This window comes from Pontibacillus yanchengensis (genome assembly GCF_009856295.1).
Classification (GTDB): domain Bacteria; phylum Bacillota; class Bacilli; order Bacillales; family BH030062; genus Pontibacillus; species Pontibacillus yanchengensis_A.
Genome location: NZ_WMEU01000015.1, coordinates 15,856 through 38,256, shown reverse-complemented (window position 1 = coordinate 38,256; position 22,401 = coordinate 15,856). Strand labels below are relative to the sequence as shown.

Genomic DNA, 22,401 nt, shown 5'->3' with positions numbered 1-22,401 from the left:
GGATTTTAGACCTAGTATTTAACTAAATACTAGGTTTTTTTTACTATATTATCGTTTTATTTTATAATTTGTCGGATTAAACTTTAAATAATATAATAAAACAGTTATATTATTTTTTTATTATTAATTGCAAGCTAAAAAGAAGAAGGAGAAAGTATAATGGGATTTAACCGTAGTAACATAATTTTATTAGAAATAGAAAAAGATATAGATGTACAAAACAAACCAGTTGAAGATATATTACATAGTGATGAACTTAAAGAAAAATATAAATTCGACATGATACTTCCTCTAACTTCTTATGTAGAAAAACTGGACATTAATCGAGTCACGTTTGAAAGGCATTTCTTAGATGATAATCCAGAGATAGAACGAACAGGCATCCGGCATTTCAAAATACCTGAGGGGTTGGGTACCAGGCATAAAATTTATATAGATTTTGATGATTTCAAAGATTATATATTTAGAAACTTTAATATCTCAGTGAATTGGTTTGAAGATACCAATAATTCTTTAGAAAGGTACACTTATTCTAATAGAACGATTCCATTAGAAATTCAGGAGGAAATAATTAACCTGTTTTTTAAGGATCGTTGGAAATCTACGAGACAATTACAGGAGATATTTAATAAAAGTCGACATATGATATCGAGATTAGTAAATGTTGTAGATTCTGTTTCCTTTCAATTTCCTGGGAGTCAAAGGACGATGAGAAGGTTTTTATTGAAATACGATAATGAACATTATGCAAATGTCATAAGTAACTATAAATCTTTTGAAAAAAAACTAAACCAACGTTGAGTTATCTAAACTAGTAAGATATAATGACTGTATATTAATTTATTAATTGCTCTATTTATTTGAGCCTGGTTTCCGAAGCAACAAGCCCTATGTGGTGACATTTCTTTTTAGGAAGAAGTCTGCACATAGAGCTTGTTCTTTTTTATGTGCAAATTTAATTACGGAAATGAAGAGTCATAGGATTCCTATGGCTTTTTTTAATATATACATTTATTTACACAAGGAGGAAGCTTTTATGAACACATTATTAGTGTTAATGATTCTTTTTACTCTGTTTTCTTTGAATCTGTATTTTCTTTCGAAGGGTGCAGAGGCAAGGAAGAATGCAAGGGGAACTTTGTTTGAACAAGATAATGAATCATTTACACAGGAGGATGCTACAGAATTTCCTCCCCTTTCATATGAGACCAATGAATCGGATATAAGGGGAATTGACTATCCAATGTATGAAGACATAGTATTTGACGAATCTCTTGTAGAAGCTCCGCAATATGTTGAAGAGTCATTAGTTCCAGATGAACTTGAAGAAGTTGACCTGGATACAAATGCAGTAGCTTTCTTAAATAAGATTGGTTACGAAGAAGTAGATAACTTGGAACACGAGAATGATGTGGAGGAATATGTACAAGATGAACTATTTGAGATAGATTCATCGATTCCTACCGAACTATTTCCAGAAGTAGACCTACAGCTCGTTGATAATCCTATAAGGGGATACTATTACATAGCTGGTAGGATACAAGAGAAGTTTGATGATTTCTTGGTATTAGTATCTGATGGTACGAAGGAAAGAGTTTTTGATCATAATAAGTTTGATGAGTACGAAGAAAATGAACTGTTTATTGGACAAGTAATTATTGAAGATGGGCATTGGTATTTGAATAAGATATGGAAACCAATAGTCCATAACGAGGATGAAGAAGATATAGAAAAGGTTTCATAGAGGGGGTTTTTCCCTCTCTATACCTAATCTATTTTGTTTAATGGGAATAGGTAATTATTCTTATTAAAGAGGATGGGTTTGGAATAAACTAGACATATTTCTCATAATTTTTCCAAAAGGTGTGGACAAGTAATACATATATATGTATTATTGTGTACGAGGTTAGTTGTATTTGTTATTGAAACTGATACAAATATACCAGTCATAAGTTACATATTTCAACATGAATTTCCAAACTAGCCCATTCTTTCAAATCTTATCTACTATTTAATATAGAAAGGAATGTTAATATGCCAAGCACAGTAACGAAAAACAACCATCGTCAAAAGGTAGCTGAAAATGTCATTGCGATGTTGATTTATTCTTTGGAAGAGGAAAACCCGTTTATGACATGTGATGAGAGTGGAAATGGATCATTGGAAGTATTGTTGAGTCATAGAGGAGAGCATAGCACTAGAGTTCATCATGTTGCGCAAATGGAGAAGGATGAAGATGGTTTTATGAAAGCTAAAAAGCTTCCAAAAGAACCAAACATCCCAAACCTTATATTTGCTATCGAAAACATAAGCTTTGTTATTAATCAGTACATTAGTTCTAGAACTGAAATCGCTGGTAAACTGATCTTTCACTTTGAAAATGGCGTTTATGTTAAGTACGAGTCTGAATCGCTTCTCAAAATGAATGACATAAAAACAAAAATCATGTCTATTAAAGAAATGGTAAATAATGGCATGTATGACGAAGCCTAGTGGGTGATGAAAAAATATGAGCAAGGATAACTCTATTGGATTAAAAAATGATACGATGCTGCCGTCGTTACCTACAGATGAAGAGATGGAGAATTTTGTAGTTGAGCTTTTAGCCTTTTTACAACAATGGGGAGTTATAGTTTGCTCCATAACTGCACTAATTTGTATTGTAATTTATCAGTTGTTTAAAGTGCGGAAAAACCCTCAATTAGTGAGACTGTGGCGATTTTTAGCATATGGATTTATTTTTATAGCAATCGTTTTTGCTGTATCTCCTTACTTATTGCTACCGTTTATCGAATGACGTGGTAGATCCTACTTCAGTGTGGGTAGGATTCTTCCTTTATACATTAAAAGCACTATCTTCGATTTAGTGTATAAAGGAAGAACAGAGAAGATAATTAGAAAACTTCCGAGGTGATGAAATATGAACAAATCTAACGTTGTTGCTTTTCCATTAGATCGTGTTAAAAATGTTAAAACATATAGTTCAACAAGTATTTATGACCTATTTCCAATAGAGGTTGCCAATGATTATGTAAAGTATCAAAAAGAGGCAATCGAATGGAGAGAGAATGTTAGAGAAAGCACAGTATATGAAGGTTATCCTATTGAACCACCTTGTGAACCGATTAGAGAAGACATGTTATGGTACGTGAATGAACAAAAACAATTTGGTGTATGGGTTTTGAACCTATCAGACCAGAATATTGTACTAAATCAGGAATTTGAATTTGGATGGAGCCCTTTCGTTAGAAAAAGTACAGCTCCTCCTCACGAACCAGTGCATATCCAAAGTAAAGAAATGAGACATCAATTAACTTGGATAGTAGAAGAAGATGGATACGGTCAATATGGAATGATACAAAAAGATGGAACCTTATGGCTTCCAGAAACACGTCCTAAAGAATGGCATACTTTTTAGTTAAGTCCAGGTTCAGCCATATTGCTTAATTTAAAAGCTAAAACAATATAAAAGGGAGTAGGTAATATGATAAAAGAAGGTCAAATTCAAGATAAGTTAGTAGGCTTTTACCAATCTAATCTAGAACAGTATTATACGATTGCAAACTCTGACAAAGAAGCTTTAGTTATTGTTGAAACCAAAAAAACGTATGCTCTAGTTCAAATAGAAGATAATACAGATTCTTTCCCTTTTGACACTGATTTATTTGTGACTTTATCAGTGACTAAGTCTGGTGACACCTTTCAAGATTTAGCAACGATTTTAGTTAAAATTAAATCAAATTCTGACCAAAACTATGCTACTCTCATAACTCGCTTGAATAAAGTTGTTGATGATATGGTTGAGATTCAATGTGGTGAAGAACCAAAGCCCTCCTTGTCACTATAAAGATAGTGATAAATGTTTAGTTTTATTGGATTAAAATATTATCGAAGGCGGAAAACGCACAACTTCTATCGTAATGGAAGAGGTGCGTTTTTTTGCGGGAAGGAGTTAATCATTGCAAACAGCTCTATTGAACAATGGTAGTCTTGTCCATGCTAACGAATATGAACAAGATACGCATGGTAGTCGTATTTATTGCATTGATAAGAACTGTAATGCACCAGTAATTTTTGTCCCTTCTCATGAAGGTTCGACCCCTCATTTTAAAACCACAGGCAAGAACGATTCGAAACACCAAAAGGGGTGCGGGTTTTATGAGCCTATGGATTTCGTCGATTCACTAGAGAAAGTTAGTGAGTATCAAAAAGACTTATTTGATAAGGGTGTCAAAGAAACCATCATTAAAGTGAACATGAACCGTATAGATCCTGAGTATGAAACAAATTCAACACAAACTGAAAATGAGTCAAAAGATAAGAAAGAATCCGAAGTGAAAATTAAGGATGAAAATAAACCTCCACAATCCATAAGTTCAGTTAAGAGTGTAGTTACGCTACTAACATCCTATGAACCGGACGTTATTTCTTCCATCTTAGTTAATATTGGCGGTGGAAGAAAAATCCCTTTATCAGATTTAGTTTTAAATCAAGTTAAGGCCCATGATTCGTTGTGGAATGGGTTGCTTAATCCAAATTCAGGTTACTTTGTTTACGGAAAAGTAAAGAAGATTACTAATAGGGAAAAGGTTAAGTATATTAATTTTGAAAGTATAGAAGGCATAACATTTACATTAGTGCTATTTCAAAAGTATTGGAAACACTTCACCTATACTGAAGCCCAATTATTAGACAAGGATGTACTTGTGTACGGCAACCTTAGAAAAAATGATTATAATGAAAAGCAACAAACAGAAATGTTAATCAAGTCCGATAACTACATTGAATTTATTAAACGAAAGATTAAGCAAGAATAAAATGGGAGTGGGTAAAGTGGGAGAGCAGCTATCCATTTATAATTATGTCAGTGACTATGATCCACTTCTCCTTGATTTAAAAAAAACTTGGTTTAGGTGAAAGTATCGTCATTGAACATTATAATATTTCACTTAATCCAGCTGAACTTTATGAAATTGAATCAATTGAAGGAAGTTACCTCCATGAATGTTTCCAGAGACCAAATGACGTGTATTCGTTTTTAATATCACAGCTAAATAAAACTATGAAATAAGGTGATTCACATGTTTAAAGAAGTACAAATCAAGATTATCATCCCTTTATCCAATAAAGATTATAAAAAAAGACTAGGTGAACATGTTAAAGCGAAGGTTATGGAATGTGTCGTATCAGATGTTTCGAAAGGTTCTATATATTTTTGTGAACTAACAGAAGGTTCCGTTTTTTATCCATCCTTAGATAAGGGAGATATAGTTCCTATTGAAACTCAAGGTGATGAAGGGCTCCCTGTTATTCCTTTTTCTGAAATCCAAAATAAAGATACGTTAATAGAACAAATTAAACAAAGTAATGAACATAGTGAAAACCAGCAAAAAAGAATTCTAGAATTCCAAATAAAAGAGTTAAGAACCAAAATGTACAAACTTGCTGAGGAGTATGGTAATTCGGACGACAAAGTTGTACAAACATCTCAAAACTTAGATACGGTATTAAACTACTATCAAGCAATTGTTTAAGATTTGAACAAAAGGTAGTAGAGGGCGAGATTAACATAAATAGAAAAGAGGAATGTACTATGAAAATTAAGTTAGGCTTGATAGGAGTGCTTTTGGTGATCACGGCCTTATTATATATTAATTATATGCCGAAAGACTCTACTGTTATTGAGAGCTTAACGATGGAAAGAAAGGTATTGGATAAATACGAGGAAAACAACAGCTATTATATAGTTATAGATAGCCATAATGGAGAAAATAAGCTGGAAATAGGTGAAGAGGACTTTAATCAATACGATATTATGGATGACATTAAAATTGTTCAAGAGAAGAGTGAAATTAAAGTATATGCTAATTAACTCGTAATGAGTGCATTAGAAAGGGAGGGGCCAATGATATGGGAGGAAGTTATATAGTATTCTTTATGTTTCTTATAGTAGCAGTGCTTTTATCCTTATACAGCTTTCTACGCTTTGAAATTGCGGTTATTGCTTTTATAGGGATACTTCCAATATGGTCCTATTTTGGAGATTGGTTTATACAATACTTTATAGAAATTAAGAGTTTCTATATCCTATATTCAATGCCGATCATTCTCTTTGTAATGATTCTCTCAACCTCCTCTAGGTTTAACAATCAATCCTAATTACAACAAAGTAATGCCTCCTTATTGGGGGCATTTTTTAATAGTATCGAATATTTTAAGTATATTATTCTGTTAATCTGTCAAATCTGTAAATAGTCAAATTAAATACGAGGTGAGTAGAGTGGGGAAGGGTACAAAAAGAAAAGGGCGTATTGATAGTTGGTCATCAAAGCAGGATGAGCTTCTTGCAGAGAAAGTCATAAAGCATGTAGCGGAAGGAAGTACTCAAACGAAGGCTTTTGAAGAGGTAGGTAATATACTTAATCGCACAACCGCTGCATGTGGGTATCGTTGGAATAATAACTTACGGAAAATCTACAAAGAAGAATTTATTAAAGCTAAGCAAGCAAAAGTAGCTGCTACACGTTCAACCAAAAAGCCAGTAGAGTATTATAACCTTCAAGGACTAATTGAGTTTTTGCAAGACGTACAAGAGAACATGTATAGACTAAGAACCGAAAATGATAATCTACAATCTGAAATCAAGGATTTGAATGATGAAATTCAAACTTACAAAGAAATATTTCAAAAGGTTCAGCAGTTTTCTGCTAAAGTAGACAAAGTTAGCTAATCTTTTTTGGAATGTGCCTTGCTACCAAGGAGATAAAATCTCTGCTCCTTGGTAGCATGATTATATGAGAGTAAAAGGCGTATTAGACTCACAAAGAGTTCGATGAACAGAACAAAAAGGAGGTATACTCATTATGGTGGTTAAGAATTCCCGTTCCAAATTTGGCAAATTCATAGATCGCCATGATATTAAATTAGACTGGTTATCTAAAAAATCGAAAATCAGCAAGAGTACTATATGTAGCCTTGCTAATAATAAAACAAAAAATCCTACCATGAATACAAGCAAAAGAATTATTAGAGCTTTAAGAGAATATGATTCAACAATTAGAATGGATGACCTTTGGGATTAATACGGTTTATTTGTTTAATATTAGAATATATCTCTCCTTTGCAACATATCTATTGAATATATAACGATATACGTGACTGGGGGAGATTAAAAATGATTCATCAATTAAAGCGCATTGAACGTGACTCAGCCGGAGGAGCTGATAATATACTCCAGGGTTTAAGTAAGGATGAACACCATGAGTATTTATGGAAAGTTACCATAAAGCATAATAAAATCAGAACTTTATTCGTGTCTAAAAGGTCACTAATCTTGATGAATGGTACTCCTGGAGAATGGATGAGTCAATTAACTGTTCCTGATGAGCTCCGAAATCATTTAAATGATGTGGCAGCCAAGATTGGTGAATTATACAAGACAGTTAAAGTTTCATAGTTCTTTATTAATACACAGTAGCAACTCCGAACAATGTTATAAAATAAAGTTTTTAGCAATATGCTAGCTTATGCGATCTTATTGAATAATGCAATTATATATTTCAATTACTCTTTAAGAACTAATTTATGGTAAACTAGTATTATATTAATTCAATACCAGGCGGAAAACGCACTTACCTAAACTATTAGGTGGAGTGTGTTTTTTTTTTGCCATTATATGCCTTATCAAATTAATAAGATGAAGAAGGGAGGAATTATTATTTATCACAATCCATATAGATCTCAAGAATCTTGGGGTTGTATATTTTTATATATTTTTGTGTTTTGTCTTATTGGTGGAGCAGCTATGACCGGTGCAATTTGGGGAGCTTTACTCGTTCCGTTGTTTGTGTTTATTTGTATTGGAATCATTTATCTTGGAAAACAACTATTAGAGAACAAAAAGTACAATTCATATATCATAAATGAGAAAGCCCACTTTCGTGATAAGAAGGGAATAAGCATTACAATTTGTAAAGATGGCATTTCTTATGGTGATTCATTCATACAAAAAAGAGATATTTCCCAAATTAAAAAAGACAACCGGGATATTGCTACATTCAAAATACGGTATCGGTATGAAAAAGGGAAGATGTTTTTATATGAGGAACTTATTATTAAAATGCGAGAAAATAATAATGATGATTATTATTTCAAACGAGTAATACAAAACCATTTAGGAAAGTATGTTTTTAAATATTAGAGATAATTATAGACCATAAGAAAAAGGACTGCCTTTAAGAAGGTGGTCCTTTTCAAATTGAATTTTACTCTTTTTCTTGAGCCAAAATCTATTACTTCTAGAATTGTACAATGGTTATTATATATATTCATTATTGAGATTCACTAAGAAACTAGTGTTGATCAGGTAAATCATTCGTTACTATATCATCTGTCTTCACAGAATTTTTTTCTATAGCAGTGGAATGATAGTCATTTGTGCTTCCTATAGTACTCAAAGAAATAATGATAATTCCGAATAGATAGATTAATTTCCTCATATTTTTCCCCCATTTATACTAATGTTTATTGTATCTATTTTCCAATTTAAAGTAAAATAATAGTACAAGCAACTCAGTCATGTATTCTTGTGTAACATTAATAGGAATATGTAGACATAAATTTTAAAATTACGCTCTTTTTCTATTAAACTATGAAAATATTCATAATCGGAAGAAGGTCTTTTTATGGAAAAAACACTAGGTGATAAGGTTAAACAAATAAGAAAGAAGTTAAATATCTCTCAGGAAGCACTTGCCTATGGGATATGTACCCAATCTGAAATTAGTCGTATAGAACAGAATCAAATTACCCCTTCATATAATATTCTTTTAGAAATTACCAAGAAACTTGGTGTAAACATTCACTTTTTTACAGACCAGCAAAATATTCTCCGACTCGATTATATTGAGGAGGTTAAACAACAATTAGATGCAGCAAGAAGAGATAGAGATTATCACTTAATCAAGGAGATTATACGGTCTGAAAAAGATGTTCCCGCATTTCGTATAGAGGCAAATAAGAAATACTTGAACTGGCACAGGGGCATTATATTATACCATTCTCAGAATGATTATCAGAATGCTATAGACATCCTTCATACTTGCTTGTCAGATAAGGATTTAAGTAAACTGCACACAGAATTAGATATACAAGTTTTGAATAGCATAGGAATCATATTTCGAAATGAATCGGAGTTAAGTAAGGCCACGCAATATTTAGAAATTGGGCGCTTCATTGCTCAAGAGTTTCTTGAATTCAGAGAAAAGAGAATTTATTTAAAGACCTTATACAATTCATCTAAAGTATTAACTGACAGCAAGGATCATAAGAACTCTATAAAATGGTGTCAGGAAGGGATAAAGCAATGTATAAGAAGGGAAGAAATGTTCTTATTTGGTGAATTTCATTACCAAATAGGAAGAAATTATGTATTAATTAATAACACTGAAAAAGGGATGCAACATTGGAAAAAATCACAGGATATATTTTTTCTTCAAGAAAGAAATAATTTAGGTGAGTTAGTAAGAAAGGAAATCGATTCTTTTTATCGTTATGGAATCATTAAATAATCATTTAAAATAAAAGATTTTCAAAGTTTAGGAACATTATTATGAATATTTTCACAAAAACTATGATTTTTATAGTAAAGGGTGATTACAACTTAGTATTTAGATACAACGTTTATTGGTGTACTTATTTTGCAATAGGGGTTCAGACAGCAAAAAGCGGAAAATGTACGCTAAGGGTTATGTTGCGTTAGAATTGTGGCTTCACTATTCATAGCAATGTTATTTAAATGGCTTCTAAGTTTTGAATACTCATGTAAATGCCTCCTTTCAAAATATTCACAACATAGCGTTGGCTTCCGTTTTACTCATTGCCAAAGTGTTGAGTGTAAAAGTGAAGTGATGTGAATGAACAACTAAGCCTCCTGAATGTATATGGAGGTTTTGTTGTTTATAATGATTATTGATTTTTGAGAGCAGCTTTGAAATTACTGATATCAGTTTTATCTAGATCAGAGTAAAAAGTCGGATCTTTCATAACAATACCGGAGGTTCCTGCTGACGAAAAATATAAAGTGAATTTAATCTTTTCTCCAGTATTTAAATGAACTTCTATCTCATAATCCCCATATGCCATATCAATACTGTCGCTTTGTTCTTTAGCTTTTTGTGAAATCTCCAAAACAGCATTCATTTCTTTACCTCTCAAGGTTTTGATTAAATTTGTGTCCCCGTGTATATTCATTTTAGAAACTTCTACTTTCTCAACCTCGTCATTGTTTGTGACGTAATTACAACCACTAAGAACTATAAAGAATAACACTAAGATAAGCTTAAAACTAAGTAAGTGCTTATTAATAATTAAGCTCATAGGATTTCCCTCCTTTAAAAATGATATTTTAATGTTAATACAAACAATATTATTAATCACCTAAATATGAACATATTCATAATTTTTGTGTGTCTCCTCTCATATCAAACCCAGAGTTATTTAATCACTGCTGATCATACTCATTGCCTAGTTTTCGTGATTCATCCTGTCCTTCTCCTTTTTGTAATATTGTAATTGTTGAGGCGCTATCATGTTTATCGATAAGTACTTAACAAAATATTAAATATATGAGGAGGAAGTTTAGTGAAGAAGTTTATGAAATTGAAGGTCCTAACATTTGTAATGGGTATTGCTTTCGTAATGACAGCGGTACCTGCCGCTGCAAAGTATTTGTCGACGGGTTATGACTTATACAATATTCCTTATGACTATAGCGGTAGCAGTGCTAACTATTTATCAAATACATCCGCCGATCATTGGAATCAAAAAATTGGTGTAACGGTTAATCATGTTGATAATGCAGAGAATTGGTTCTTTCACTATGATTATAATGATGGTTGGTTAGGTTTGTACCAACCGGATATTGTAGGGGGGAATGTTGATTCATTCAATATAAGTATCAACCGCACTGAATTAGAAGTTTTAAACAATTCATCTAAATATGATGATGAAGCAACCTATTGGCAGTTAGCAATCAACACCTCAGTACATGAATTTGGACATGCTCTCTTCTTGGGTGACTATGAATCGAAAGAAGGTGTAGGAGATAATTCAATTATGAGTTACAGTCGTGATAGAACTAATTCTGTACCTAGAACAAGAGATGTGAACGAAATTAAAGATTTAAGAAACTAAGGGGGTAAAACGAATGAATAAATTCATGCAATTATCATTACTCACAGTATTCTCAGCGGGAACAATTTTTTCAGTGAGTATTCTGAATACTGATGTAAATCAAAGTCAAGCCTATGAATTTAGCTCAGAAGCACATGCAGATTGGCCTGAATATAATTTTGAAGAATTAGCTACTAAATCTGACGCTATAGTTATGGGGAAAGTTACAAATGTTGAAAAGAAAACTGTAAAACATCCTCAGTCCCAGCAAGAATTCAATAGACAATTCTCAGAAGTAGAAGTGAAAAACGTCCTCAAAGGTTCGACACCTGATAGAATTACACTGAACCAAGCTATTAACTATGTAGATAATGGGCAAGTGTATGTAATGTTCTTAAAGAAATCTGACGATGGATATTACTATGAATTGTCAGATACTGCTCTTGTACCAGAGAAACACGGTAAATTCAGGTCATCTATTAAAGGCTTAAATGGCTCATTAAATAAAGGGCAAATAGAGAAAGAGATTAAAAAAGCAGGTAATTAAAGTGTAAGCAATGTAAGATGTACTAAAATCACCTAAAAACAGGCACATCTCATTACACTAAATGAGTAGTGCCTGTTTTATGTAATTTTAAATCTTCCTAGTTCAAATGGAATTCGGACGTTTCCCTTCTTCTTTATATGTTTTCTTAATAAAAGGAAACTGCTAACTTAATTAGACAGTCCTTTTTGTTATGATCATATGTTTAAATTTATTCATTATCTATCACTTTTATACATCTAATTTGCTCACAGCTTCATATTTTCAATGACTCATAAAGGTTTTCCCAACCTTTACAGCTGCATGTTCTTCAAATTTACGTTTCCTCCTCAAATAACCATCTGTTGTAGAGGATGATTCATGGCCAAGTAGATCCTGGACCGCTTTTTGGTCAGCTCCTTTGGATAAGAAATAGGAAGCAGTATAGTGTCTGCAAGTATGAGGCGTAATTCGATACTTTATATTATGACCTTCCTCTTTCATTGCTTCTTCCCGTTGCACCCGCTGATTGATAAATTCAAATTGACCTTGGAGCGATAGGATTTCATTTGAAAACTTTTGACTTAAATACTTAAAGCTATAATGTTGGCCACTAGCTTTGGGGAAGAAAGGCGTTCCGTCATTCTTTAACTCTCCAGTAAATCTTCTTCTCATACGGAATTCCTTAATGACCTCTAACACATCCTCAAAAATAGGAACCTCTCGTGCTTTATCCCGCTTACCGACGACTGTTAAGAAATATAATCCCACTTCTGGTTGATAGAAAACATTCCCCCATTTTGCATCCGCTAGTTCTTGAATACGTAAACCGGTAGATATAAGTACATATAATAGGGTGTACATGAAGTAGTCTTCTTCTTGGTAATAGTCTAGCAACGCTTGCACTTCCGTATCATAAAAGTCTCGATTCACAAGCGTTTCTTTCTTTACCGAGATCCTTTTCATGCTCTTCGTTAAATCGTCATCTATAATTCCTTTGTTGACCAGGTAAGATAGGAACTGTTGAATAACAACGCTTTTTCGTCTTAAGGTGGTTGACTTGTATCCTTGTTGCTCTAACTGCAGTTGATAATTTTGTACATCTTCATGGTGTAAGGATCGGATACTACCTGATGTTTGAAACACATAGTCCATAAATTGCTTCGCTTCTCGAAAATACTCCTTTTTCGTTGTTTCCTTTCTTTTGGAACCCAAACTTGGTTCATCATGTAAAAAGAGATAAAGTAACAATTCATCTGGAATTTCATTCCACTCGACATTTCGAAAACCTAATTCCACCACTCTTTTATACATTGAAGGATTAAACCAATCAAATTCATCGGAATTCAAGAGTTGATTTGATTCATATGTAGATAATTTTTCCAAATTCATTATTGAACCTCCTTTTTCCATTAATTTGCACTTACAATTAGTAATACCATTATATTTACTATATTATCATGATATTTTCATTTCACATAGAAAAACATGTTATTATTCCATGTTTATATACATTTTGTATGTTTTGTGTATTTAATATTATTTTATTACTTGTAAGTGCAAAATACTTCTGTTACGATACAGTTAACCAATTCAATATTGGGAATTTTCGAAATACACTTTAGGAGGAATTTAACATGGAAAAATTAGTTAACATGGATTTTGATACTACTCAGGTGAAAGTAGAAATAACAGAAGGGATGTCGGAAGAAGATATCTTGAAGAAAGCACAGGAAACATTCGCTCAACGAATCCTGGAAGGGAAATCAGGCAGATGTAAATATAATATAGCTGAGGCAGACGGGATGTCCCTTCAAGAGAGTAAGGTCGGTCAAGTTGTTAGCGTGAAAGACGAAAAAGGATATGGTGTCATCATCGAGGTTAAACCCAATCGTAAATTTCCTTTGTCCGTAGCTTTACCAAAGGGCGTAGTACAAGTTAAACCTTTTATCGTGAAAAAAGAGACTACTACAAATGTTGATAAAGTGATTGAATCCCTAGGTAGAAAAGAATTCGAGAAAGAAATTGGTTGGTTCGATGGTCATGCAGGGTTCTTATTCAATGGAAAAGATGTTGTTCCAGTTATCTTCGGAAAAGGAACAAAGGCATACTATTACGTTCACCCTGTTAGTTTGGATGCAGAGGGAAGAGTTTATAAATTGAAACAGCCTCAGCTGACTCAGGTATTTGATGATAAGCAAGAAGCGGAGAAAAGAATAGGGTAGCAGGGTTGTAACAAGCCCCTTATAACAAGGGGCTTGCCAATAAAAAATCCGAGTTTCTTCCATTATATATGTGTTTTCGTTTATAAAAATATTAAAATAGAAAGGTGAGGTAACGATGTATAATGTGGTATTTGCATCCAAGCGTGTAAAAAAAGAATTTTCGAAGTTCAACAAAAAGGAACGAGAGGATATCCAAGAAGCTCTAACAACTTTACAACAAGATCCGTATCCTGAGATGTATCAATGCACCAAGTTAAACAAAAATAAAAACGTGAAGCGGATTCGATGTAAACGAGCACGTATCTTCTACATGATTAAAGAATCAACTATTTATGTTGGTCATATGGACATTAGGAATAGCAAATCATACTCTACTAATCCAGCGGAATGGTTTGCTGCAGTGTAAGAATATCTTTCATTACGATAGATGGGAGGGATTTATATGGAGTGGGAAAGGTGTATAAGATGCGAGAGCAATAGAGTAGTAAAAAGACAAACGGTACTTTTTCCGGCATTCTTGTTATTGGTTGGAGCAGCCTTTCTGTTTTATGGAACTATTTCACTTTTCGGATTAGCTTCAAGCACAAGTAACCCAATTTTGAGTACAGAAAATACATTTGAAAACGTAGCGTTAGTAGTTTTTTTCTTTCTTTTTGGGATTGGCTTATTCCAGGTAGGTAGAAAGTGGTTGAGTGGTTCAGAACGTTTATTTTGTAAAGATTGTGAAGTAGCATGGAAAGCTAATTCTAATAGGTAACATGCTGAGGTATATAGGAATTTAGGGGGGGAGTAGTTTTGAAAAAATACAGTAATTCAAAAAAAGAAGGAAGAAGTAAATTTGAGGATGATTTAAAAATCGTTGTAGCATGTCTACTCATGTTCTTTTTATTATTGTGTAGCCTGTTTCCTCATAGATTCTCGCAGTCATTAACAGAATTAATTAATAAACTATTAAATGTATAGATATTTTTATGGCAATCTGACTTATTAAACGAAGGAGTTGAAAAGTATTGTTCTTTGACTAAGATGAAATTGAAGGTGTTTATATAACTTGGGAGGAAGATTATAAGCGAATTACTGCAAATCCAGAAAATGGAAATGAATATACAGTAGAAAGTGACGACTAAGACTCTTCCCAATGATTAAATCTGTAATAAGAAGGGTTAGCATCACAAAGTGCTTATCTTTCGCAGTTAATGATTCATAAATTAAATAAATGAAATGGTGGTTTTTAATGTTTAAATCATTGGTTGAGCGGTTGCGAAATGATAAACCAAAAGGTCCCTCTCCAAATGAAATTAAGAGAGAGGAAGAAAGAAGAGAGTTCAATAACCTTCTAAGTATAGCTAAAAAAATACTTGCTAGCGATTCCCCTAATAAGATCTATGAATATATCTATACCTTGGGCAAAGCGAAACAGCATCAACTCATCGTGAATTGCTTTCGTAAGCATATGATCTCTAAAGAGGAGGTTTGGAACGAGGAAAATCTGTTCTTTTTACGTAAGAAAAGGAGTCTTCTTTTCAGAAGATTCGATGTTTCTGGCAATAATCTGTTGAACTTAACTAGTGTTAGAGAGGATATTCGGATAGCGGAAAAACGACTAAACCCAAAAGATACATTGATTTTCCCTCTAACATGGAATGGCAAAAGAATGCTTGATAATTTATTGAAGATCGGTAAACGAGTGGACCATCCTTGGTCTTTTGACAAATTAAATCATAACATTCTGTACATTAAGCCGATTAACATTGGGGTGGTGGAGAATGGAAATCATTCCATGGCCGTCAACATTATCAATAATGAATCTTCTGATGTTCGTGTCGATGAGATATTAGATCTCTCTATCATCTACGAAGATATTTACACTGATGGGATTCATTTTCGCAAAAAAGAAACAGATACGATCATTGACGAGGTTGACAACTTAGAAATGGCAGCGATTTTTGAAATTGGTCGTTTAATACAAGAAAATGGCCTCTACTATGGAACATAAAAGTGAAGGGACCAGGAGTGTAAAAGTACTGAAGAAAGAAACGAACTAACCGTAGCAGTTTCCTGTTTATTATTATTTTCAAACCTCGAAAGCACGGTACAGCTCTTTATGAACTTTACTGATGGTACGGGTTGGAGTGCTAGTCAAAAATCAACATATATGTATGTTGTGTTTCTTGCTTATTTAGCTGTGTTGTATGCCATAATAGCTAAAATATTCTCATAAGTAGTAGTTATGATAGCTTCTAATGAAGGATCGAGAAACAAACGAAGAGATGTATTATCTTTAGAAGGGAAGGAGCTTAGTATTGAAAACAAGAGAAAAGGTGTACGAATTTATTGTTGAATATTTCTATCAACATGGATACTCCCCAACCGTAAGGGAGATTGGCTATGCTACAGGCTTAAAGTCTCCTTCTACAGTACATGGTCATATAGACAGACTAGTTAGAGATGGCAAATTAAATAAAAAAGATACATCACCAAGAACACTAGTAACATCTGGCCATGTTACACATCGTATTGATACATCTCACATAAAAAATAGAGTCGGCTCACATGTATTAGTTGAGATCATAGAGGTAGATAACAATGGAAATATAGAGCAGGTAAAGTTAGGAGATAGAATTTTTAAGTTGACTAACGATTAGTATAAGAATATAAGTATAAAATATTTAAAGGGGGTGATAGACGACGTAACAGAAGAACAAATTGTATTTTTTAAACTAGGAGGAAAATTACTATGGAACCTAATAACAGCATCTACTTTCTGGATAAGGATCATGAATCAAATTTCAAAGAACTTCTTATGAAATGGCCACATGCTCGCACTGGAGATACAGAGTACCAAACCGCTTGTTATATCCTCTCGGTACCAAATATATTTGGTAAAGTAAAACACCTATATTTTGAAGAGGGGGAAGAAAATCCTATTGAATGGATTGCAAGATGGGAAGAAGCTTACACGCTCCCTGAGCTAGAAGAAGACTTTGAGGATGATGAAGAATCGATTGAACCCGACTACGACCTGACGCATTCTATGGTCCAGTTAGGGCGATTGGCTTACAACTTATTCAATGGTTATGAACATTTCAATTTAATGCATTGTATAGCAAGCTTAGACGAAGAACATTACAAAGTGTTGAAGTGTGCGTTAGACATGAGATTAGGTTATTACAAATAGGATGAAGAGAACCTGGTGTGTGGTGGTTCTCTTCATGGGTGAGTATTAAGGTTTGCGGCCCCTATACCACCTTACTAAATCATATCACATGGACTACATGGCATAAATACTTCTCGATAACTATAAACAACACCTGTAGCATGTCCAACAATACTAGGGAGGAATTAACGATTATGAATATTATTATATACAGCTTTGTAGCAATTTATGTAGCGATGTTAGCCATCAAATGTGTAACAGATGGTGTATATACCATATTGTTGGAACATGCTATGAGAAGGAATGATGATTCCATACTATGTCGATATGAACATTACTTTAAAAGTAAAACCTATAAACACTTCAACATAACCACTTATAGTATGGGTGCTATAACCATACTCATGCTTATAACAACGATAAACCAATAAACAAAGTGAGGTTGGAGTATGTATTATTCATTAGATGATGTAGCCCATCGTTTAGGAAAATCTATGCGTCAGATCCGCTATATGATAAAACAAGGGACAGCTAAACCCATTAATCCAAAGACCTACCGTAGTGACGGCGGCTATATGTTTGACCAAGATGAAGTAAATCGATTGGAACACCTATTTGAAACGGATAAGTTATCTCTTAATGAAGCAGCTGAGTTAATAGGTATTACTCCACAATATCTTAGTTCATTGGCGGTAGAAGGAACCATCATTAGTGAGTTGAAAAAGATTGGTAAAAGAACCTACCGCTTATTTTCAAAAGAGGACTGTCATTCATTAAAAGAAGAACTTTCAAATAATCATTCGACAAAACGCCATACACAGTTTGGAGATAAACTCACGTTATATAATGATGGAATCCGTTTGTTTATGTTGAGTAATTACAAACACGAACAAGTTCGAGTGGTGAGAGTGGAACCACTTACACTCCTTAAAGAGAACGGGGAAGTTATTTCGGCTGATAGTACTGACACCACGAGTGATGCTTGGCCTGAACGCTCTTATGTTCGCAAAAAAGGGTTTGTAGAGTTTCGAATTTCAATCCCCAGACACATTGAACATCAAACGTACAACACCTTATATAAGATGATCGGCGAGTTAGGTACAAAGAATATCCAAATCTATGAAACTTCTATGGGAGATTATTTCGTCCGCTGTAGACAAGGTAACTTTTTCGGTAACCAGGAGGATTTTGAGTTACTGAAGATGCACATTCGAGCAGGAAAAATACGAATGGAAGGGCATCGTATATATCTAGACACGAATTATGTGAGTAAAACCATTAATATACCTGATCAACTGTTCGATAAACTAAGTAGCAATGCTGAAACAGAGGATGTTTCTGTTGAAGAAAAGATTATCAGTTTAATAGAAGAGAATTTATAGGTATATTGAGCGTCTTGGTGTAGGTGAAAGGAATGTCAATAGAATGGAGAAACCAACGCAACCAACGAAAGAAGATTTGGATTATATAGAAACAACACGAAAGGAAGCAATAAAATTAATAAAAGATTATAAAAAGCTGTATAACGGTAAAGTGCACTATTATGAACTAGGTTCCAGTTGTGTTCAAGCAGCAACAAAGACAGTAGACACAATTATTGATTCTACTAACTACCTTGAAGGTAAGTTTGTCATGCCTGATGAGATTCATGTAGAACGTTTGACGGAATGGTTCATGCAAAACAGAGACTATCAATGTGATCCCACCACTCTCACTATGTACTTTGCTAAATACTCTATGAAAAAAGTGAATGAATTGTACAAAAATATACAACAAGGAAACTATGGAATATCATCTTATATTTCAAGAAACTCATTAACTCGAAAGCAGTTTGAAGAAGGTTGTCGAAAACGTTATAAGGAAGGGGTAAAACAAATCAGACGATAAACTCTTCACAAATGTGCTTTCAATATATGAAGCGGTTCTATATATTTTATATTGGAAAGGCGGAAAACGTACCAATCATTATACATTGGATTGGTGCGTTTTTTTTTGTCTTTTATTACATTCTTAAATCACAGGAAAAGGGGAGATGGTTATGGATCTCAAAACTTTAGTAGCATTAGATTTCTTATTTGGTGACGATGGTGGACCTGATAGACCTAAAGATGATACCGATGGGTGGGGCTGCTTGTCTGCCATTGGATGTATTGTTGTCCCTATAATTGCAGCTTTGATCTTCGCTTTATTTTGGGTAGGGATAGAGAAGATCATTTCATGGTATAGTTCCCACCCTATTATACAAAAGGTACTTTACCCAATAACTTTTGATGCGTATCACGACCTTGGTTCAACGTTATGGCATAAGATATGGATAACCTTACTTACATTTATCTTAATAAGCTTATTATCTTTCACTATACTTGCGTTATTGGAAGAAGTAATAATAAAGGAGAATATAAGTAAAGCTGTAGGAAAGCCATTTTTCATTCTTTTTACGGTAATCCTTGGTTCCTACGTGATAGGCGCTATCGCTCGTTTTATCATTTATTTAATGCTGTGGTTGCCTGTTTTGCTTCATCCAGAAGCGGATAATTACGAGGAATTTATCAGATTAGCAAATACACAGGAAGTATATTTTGCAGACGAAAGAGTGGAAGCGGATATAAATAACCAATCAAATTCCATAGACATTAAATCTGAAGACAATGAAGGCATCAGAGATACTGTTGAGAACCAATTACATCATGATGGTTACATTCTATTTAGACACATTCCGCAAGAGGAGAATGCCCAAAAAGCTGAACAATCCTCAACAATACATATCACTGTAAATGAAGATTATAAGGCTTTCAAAGCTAAAATAGGACAAGCTAAATTAGATGATAGAAATCTTGTTGAGCAAATGAGAAATCCGTCTAATCCAGGGGAAGATAATAGCTCAGCTACGATAACAATCCTTTTGGATGATAACGAGATTTACCATAATTCAATAAAACCAAATTCTGATATAGAAAACATAAATGTGGATTTGAGTGATTCTAAGAAACTAACAATAAAAACCTCATTTAACAAAGGGAAATCATCTAATATAGCCCTGTTCAACCCTAGATTTTATTTGAACAAAAAATAAATAAATATTTTTTCAGGTGAATTAAAAAAACATCTGGCTTTTTTATTAGCCAGATGTTCTTTTGTTTTTTAACTAATTAATAATTAAATTTTGATTAATATACTAATCGATGTATTAAATACTATTTAATACTAATGCCATTGAGGATATTGCCAATTTCTATCATAATCTGGTGTGTATTCTGCCCAAGCGTCAATTACGTCAACAGCCGGGGTATCTTGATATTTACAATAAGGGTTAGAGATCCCTCCACCACAGTTGATTGCCACATCGTGATGATGAACTCGAGAAACTGTTACTTTATACCTGTCATTTTGTTGACTTCCTGGTTCAACATATGTTCCTGAAGTATATATATATCCTGGTTCTGCAGAGAGCCATTGTCCAGAACCTAATCCAATTGTAGGTTCCGTTGCCTTATCTAAAACTGAAGAATCAATATATGCTTCAGGAGCATCAGACCACCAATATGAGGAGGACTGACTTTCACTTTTCGCTTCAATGGCGTAAGTGCTATATTCGACACAATCTCCCCCTGGTCCGGTAGCACATTCATAATTATAAAAAGAGGTATCAATTTCCATTCCGCTAGGACTATGACCATCATGAGCATTTGAATTGTAATAGGCTGCCATTACTTGTCCATCCTCATCCCATTGATAATCATGTTGAATATATCGTTCTTCAGCAGTTACATCATACCCAACATCAGTGTTTCCCCATGTAGGAGCAATATCATCAGGTTGGAATTTACTTGTATCAATAGTTCCTCCACCTGCTGATACCACAGGTGCAAAACTAATAATCATTAAACTTGTGATAAGAAAAATTCTAAGACCTTTATTTTTTAGCATTCTTAACATTTTGTTCAGCCCTTTCAAGCCAATCCTGTGGCACATCTTTTCTTAAAGCAGCCTTTTGATTTTCACCTTTTGATACTAAAGCGACTTTATTTTTAGAAACAATATCATCGATATTCTTAGCTTTAGATTTCACTTGTAAACCATAAACCATTTTAGTTTTTTCGTTTTTAAATGACTTCCTGGATTCTTTTAAATTTTCTAATTTTTTCGCTGCTTGATTTCGGACGCTTTCAGGGTTTTCTTTATTATTTACTACTTCTTTCATACTTTTAATTTGTATATTAAGACTACCTAAGTGTTTTTTCTTAAATTCTTTTTTCGCCTCTTTTATTGACTGATTATCGCCCTTTGAAAAAACACTGGTTGCAGTTTTTGATCCTAATTTATAGGATAAACTCCATTGCTGTATGTCTAAATTATTATCTTCAGCCATTTTTATTGCATTATTTAATGTTTTTTTCTCATTAAGTGTAAGAGATGCACGTATATTCTTATTTGATTCTTGTTTATCCAACCAGTTCTTACCTTTTATCTTCTTATCTTCAAATTTTTGTTTAATCTTTTCTTTTACCTCTTTAGCAGTTACTTTCAATTCTTCAGTGTTTTCTTTTTCTTTCTTTGAAGTCTTTTCCTCATTTGAGACAGAATTACTACTATCAACATTTTGAGTTGCTGAAACTATCTGTCCTGCAGAAATTACCGCTACTGCTAACAATGAAATTATCATTAGCATTTTTTTCAATTTGAACACCACTTAATATGGAAGATATTTGTTACAATTCAAATTATAAACATATTGAAATCATGATTGTAAACTAGCATTTTTAGATTATGCGAATAGATTCATAAGTCCTATGTATATTAATACAAATTTCGTATTTATAATTTTCCTCGTTTATTACAAACTTTTAGTAGCTTTTAATATGGAGGTGGAGAAATTGAAAAACAAATTTAAAATTATGTTTGTTTCTATATTGTTATTAGCTATTATTGCTGGGCTTTGGTATTCAAGTTCATATGGTAGCATTTCTAAGAAAAGAGAAATGAAACAAGTCATTAAAGACAATTACGAGAGTGAAGTTCAATTTAAAAGTATAGAATATATTGAATCTGGACCAAGAAGTGTAGGTGAGGATTGGGTTGTGACGTACCTAGTGAAATCAGAAGATAAATGTATTAAATATCGTTCTTGGTTTAAACCTAAGGATCTTACCCTTGATACCACAGTGAAAGAAGGAAGTTGTACTTAATATAAAACTTTATTTGAACTCTTATACTTCACGTTTTTTTAATAAAGTGACATACTATAAATTCATCCATTAATTAAAGCCAAATACAATTGGTCTAAGGGCGTTGCAATAATGAAATACGCGCAAGTGCTCTATTCA

The 22,401-nt window shown here is 33.3% G+C and carries 32 protein-coding genes; 27 read left to right on the top strand and 5 right to left on the bottom strand.

The features are described 5' to 3' along the window. Nucleotides 1-159: 159 nt before the first annotated feature. The 13 genes from GLW08_RS21240 to GLW08_RS21180 all read left to right on the top strand — a co-directional run bounded on the left by GLW08_RS21240 (nt 160) and on the right by GLW08_RS21180 (nt 8,200). Nucleotides 160-801 carry a hypothetical protein gene (locus GLW08_RS21240; protein WP_160850619.1) on the top strand — a complete coding sequence of 214 codons (642 nt, stop codon included), beginning with the start codon at nt 160-162 and terminating at the stop codon, nt 799-801. Between the two features lie 235 nt (nt 802-1,036). Beyond that, complete coding sequence (locus GLW08_RS21235) at nt 1,037-1,744, top strand: hypothetical protein (protein ID WP_160850618.1); 708 nt, start codon at nt 1,037-1,039, stop codon at nt 1,742-1,744. Between the two features lie 290 nt (nt 1,745-2,034). Beyond that, entirely contained in the window at nt 2,035-2,493 is a 459-nt protein-coding gene (locus tag GLW08_RS21230) for a hypothetical protein (protein ID WP_160850617.1), read from the top strand. 16 nt (nt 2,494-2,509) lie between these two features. Then, nucleotides 2,510-2,797 carry a hypothetical protein gene (locus GLW08_RS21225; RefSeq protein WP_160850616.1) on the top strand — a complete coding sequence of 96 codons (288 nt, stop codon included), beginning with the start codon at nt 2,510-2,512 and terminating at the stop codon, nt 2,795-2,797. Between the two features lie 123 nt (nt 2,798-2,920). Next, complete coding sequence (locus tag GLW08_RS21220; protein WP_160850615.1) at nt 2,921-3,418, top strand: hypothetical protein; 498 nt, start codon at nt 2,921-2,923, stop codon at nt 3,416-3,418. A 66-nt stretch (nt 3,419-3,484) separates the two neighbouring features. Beyond that, nucleotides 3,485-3,847, top strand: coding sequence for a hypothetical protein (locus GLW08_RS21215; RefSeq protein WP_160850614.1), 363 nt, complete (start codon nt 3,485-3,487; stop codon nt 3,845-3,847). 112 nt (nt 3,848-3,959) lie between these two features. Further along, complete coding sequence (locus tag GLW08_RS21210) at nt 3,960-4,817, top strand: hypothetical protein (RefSeq protein ID WP_160850613.1); 858 nt, start codon at nt 3,960-3,962, stop codon at nt 4,815-4,817. A gap of 264 nt (nt 4,818-5,081) precedes the next feature. Beyond that, the gene (locus tag GLW08_RS21205) at nt 5,082-5,534 is read left to right on the top strand and encodes an aspartyl-phosphate phosphatase Spo0E family protein (RefSeq protein WP_160850612.1); all 453 of its coding nucleotides are present in this window, start codon (nt 5,082-5,084) and stop codon (nt 5,532-5,534) included. Nucleotides 5,535-5,593: 59 nt separating this feature from the next. Continuing rightward, nucleotides 5,594-5,872, top strand: a complete 279-nt coding sequence (locus GLW08_RS21200; RefSeq protein WP_160850611.1) for a hypothetical protein — start codon at nt 5,594-5,596, stop codon at nt 5,870-5,872. A gap of 408 nt (nt 5,873-6,280) precedes the next feature. After that, nucleotides 6,281-6,730 carry a hypothetical protein gene (locus tag GLW08_RS22200; protein WP_160850610.1) on the top strand — a complete coding sequence of 150 codons (450 nt, stop codon included), beginning with the start codon at nt 6,281-6,283 and terminating at the stop codon, nt 6,728-6,730. A 133-nt stretch (nt 6,731-6,863) separates the two neighbouring features. Continuing rightward, on the top strand, nt 6,864-7,082 hold the full coding sequence (locus GLW08_RS21190) for an XRE family transcriptional regulator (RefSeq protein WP_160850609.1): 219 nt from the start codon (nt 6,864-6,866) through the stop codon (nt 7,080-7,082). Between the two features lie 92 nt (nt 7,083-7,174). Further along, on the top strand, nt 7,175-7,456 hold the full coding sequence (locus GLW08_RS21185) for a hypothetical protein (RefSeq protein ID WP_160850608.1): 282 nt from the start codon (nt 7,175-7,177) through the stop codon (nt 7,454-7,456). A 348-nt stretch (nt 7,457-7,804) separates the two neighbouring features. Then, nucleotides 7,805-8,200, top strand: coding sequence for a hypothetical protein (locus tag GLW08_RS21180; protein ID WP_160850607.1), 396 nt, complete (start codon nt 7,805-7,807; stop codon nt 8,198-8,200). 151 nt (nt 8,201-8,351) lie between these two features. Here the strand turns inward: GLW08_RS21180 and GLW08_RS21175 are convergent, their stop codons facing one another. Then, nucleotides 8,352-8,498 carry a hypothetical protein gene (locus tag GLW08_RS21175; RefSeq protein WP_160850606.1) on the bottom strand — a complete coding sequence of 49 codons (147 nt, stop codon included), beginning with the start codon at nt 8,496-8,498 and terminating at the stop codon, nt 8,352-8,354. Nucleotides 8,499-8,684: 186 nt separating this feature from the next. Between GLW08_RS21175 and GLW08_RS21170 the strand changes: the two genes are divergently transcribed. Next, nucleotides 8,685-9,569 carry a helix-turn-helix domain-containing protein gene (locus tag GLW08_RS21170; RefSeq protein WP_160850605.1) on the top strand — a complete coding sequence of 295 codons (885 nt, stop codon included), beginning with the start codon at nt 8,685-8,687 and terminating at the stop codon, nt 9,567-9,569. A gap of 397 nt (nt 9,570-9,966) precedes the next feature. Here GLW08_RS21170 and GLW08_RS21165 read toward each other — a convergent pair whose 3' ends face one another. Then, nucleotides 9,967-10,377 (bottom strand): hypothetical protein, encoded by a 411-nt coding sequence (locus GLW08_RS21165; protein WP_160850604.1) that lies wholly within the window; start codon nt 10,375-10,377, stop codon nt 9,967-9,969. A gap of 264 nt (nt 10,378-10,641) precedes the next feature. Here GLW08_RS21165 and GLW08_RS21160 point away from each other — a divergent pair, with 264 nt between their 5' ends. Beyond that, entirely contained in the window at nt 10,642-11,193 is a 552-nt protein-coding gene (locus GLW08_RS21160) for a hypothetical protein (RefSeq protein WP_160850603.1), read from the top strand. 13 nt (nt 11,194-11,206) lie between these two features. Then, complete coding sequence (locus tag GLW08_RS21155; protein ID WP_160850602.1) at nt 11,207-11,719, top strand: hypothetical protein; 513 nt, start codon at nt 11,207-11,209, stop codon at nt 11,717-11,719. Nucleotides 11,720-11,980: 261 nt separating this feature from the next. On the opposite strand, the gene GLW08_RS21150 is transcribed toward GLW08_RS21155, so the two are convergent. Then, nucleotides 11,981-13,087, bottom strand: coding sequence for a tyrosine-type recombinase/integrase (locus GLW08_RS21150; RefSeq protein WP_160850601.1), 1,107 nt, complete (start codon nt 13,085-13,087; stop codon nt 11,981-11,983). A gap of 245 nt (nt 13,088-13,332) precedes the next feature. Between GLW08_RS21150 and GLW08_RS21145 the strand changes: the two genes are divergently transcribed. From GLW08_RS21145 to GLW08_RS21100, 10 genes are all read left to right on the top strand, one after another. Next, nucleotides 13,333-13,920 carry a hypothetical protein gene (locus tag GLW08_RS21145; RefSeq protein ID WP_160850600.1) on the top strand — a complete coding sequence of 196 codons (588 nt, stop codon included), beginning with the start codon at nt 13,333-13,335 and terminating at the stop codon, nt 13,918-13,920. Nucleotides 13,921-14,035: 115 nt separating this feature from the next. Then, a complete protein-coding gene (locus GLW08_RS21140) occupies nt 14,036-14,326 on the top strand; it encodes a type II toxin-antitoxin system RelE family toxin (RefSeq protein ID WP_160850599.1) in 291 nt (96 codons plus the stop codon). A 36-nt stretch (nt 14,327-14,362) separates the two neighbouring features. Next, nucleotides 14,363-14,677 carry a hypothetical protein gene (locus GLW08_RS21135; RefSeq protein WP_160850598.1) on the top strand — a complete coding sequence of 105 codons (315 nt, stop codon included), beginning with the start codon at nt 14,363-14,365 and terminating at the stop codon, nt 14,675-14,677. 477 nt (nt 14,678-15,154) lie between these two features. Continuing rightward, complete coding sequence (locus GLW08_RS21130; RefSeq protein WP_160850597.1) at nt 15,155-15,916, top strand: DUF6710 family protein; 762 nt, start codon at nt 15,155-15,157, stop codon at nt 15,914-15,916. A gap of 307 nt (nt 15,917-16,223) precedes the next feature. Continuing rightward, entirely contained in the window at nt 16,224-16,565 is a 342-nt protein-coding gene (locus GLW08_RS21125; RefSeq protein WP_160850596.1) for a hypothetical protein, read from the top strand. A 92-nt stretch (nt 16,566-16,657) separates the two neighbouring features. Next, a complete protein-coding gene (locus GLW08_RS21120; protein WP_160850595.1) occupies nt 16,658-17,098 on the top strand; it encodes a hypothetical protein in 441 nt (146 codons plus the stop codon). Between the two features lie 173 nt (nt 17,099-17,271). After that, entirely contained in the window at nt 17,272-17,508 is a 237-nt protein-coding gene (locus GLW08_RS21115) for a hypothetical protein (RefSeq protein WP_160850594.1), read from the top strand. 18 nt (nt 17,509-17,526) lie between these two features. Further along, nucleotides 17,527-18,459 carry a hypothetical protein gene (locus GLW08_RS21110; protein ID WP_160850593.1) on the top strand — a complete coding sequence of 311 codons (933 nt, stop codon included), beginning with the start codon at nt 17,527-17,529 and terminating at the stop codon, nt 18,457-18,459. Nucleotides 18,460-18,502: 43 nt separating this feature from the next. Continuing rightward, nucleotides 18,503-18,964, top strand: coding sequence for a hypothetical protein (locus GLW08_RS21105; RefSeq protein WP_160850592.1), 462 nt, complete (start codon nt 18,503-18,505; stop codon nt 18,962-18,964). Between the two features lie 145 nt (nt 18,965-19,109). After that, on the top strand, nt 19,110-20,150 hold the full coding sequence (locus GLW08_RS21100; protein ID WP_160850591.1) for an NPCBM/NEW2 domain-containing protein: 1,041 nt from the start codon (nt 19,110-19,112) through the stop codon (nt 20,148-20,150). A gap of 131 nt (nt 20,151-20,281) precedes the next feature. Here the strand turns inward: GLW08_RS21100 and GLW08_RS21095 are convergent, their stop codons facing one another. Further along, nucleotides 20,282-21,013 carry a hypothetical protein gene (locus GLW08_RS21095; RefSeq protein ID WP_160850590.1) on the bottom strand — a complete coding sequence of 244 codons (732 nt, stop codon included), beginning with the start codon at nt 21,011-21,013 and terminating at the stop codon, nt 20,282-20,284. After that, entirely contained in the window at nt 20,991-21,755 is a 765-nt protein-coding gene (locus tag GLW08_RS21090) for a hypothetical protein (protein ID WP_160850589.1), read from the bottom strand. Before GLW08_RS21090 ends, GLW08_RS21095 begins: the two co-directional genes overlap by 23 nt. Nucleotides 21,756-21,951: 196 nt before the next feature. Here GLW08_RS21090 and GLW08_RS21085 point away from each other — a divergent pair, with 196 nt between their 5' ends. After that, nucleotides 21,952-22,263, top strand: a complete 312-nt coding sequence (locus GLW08_RS21085) for a hypothetical protein (protein WP_160850588.1) — start codon at nt 21,952-21,954, stop codon at nt 22,261-22,263. Nucleotides 22,264-22,401 lie beyond the last annotated feature (138 nt).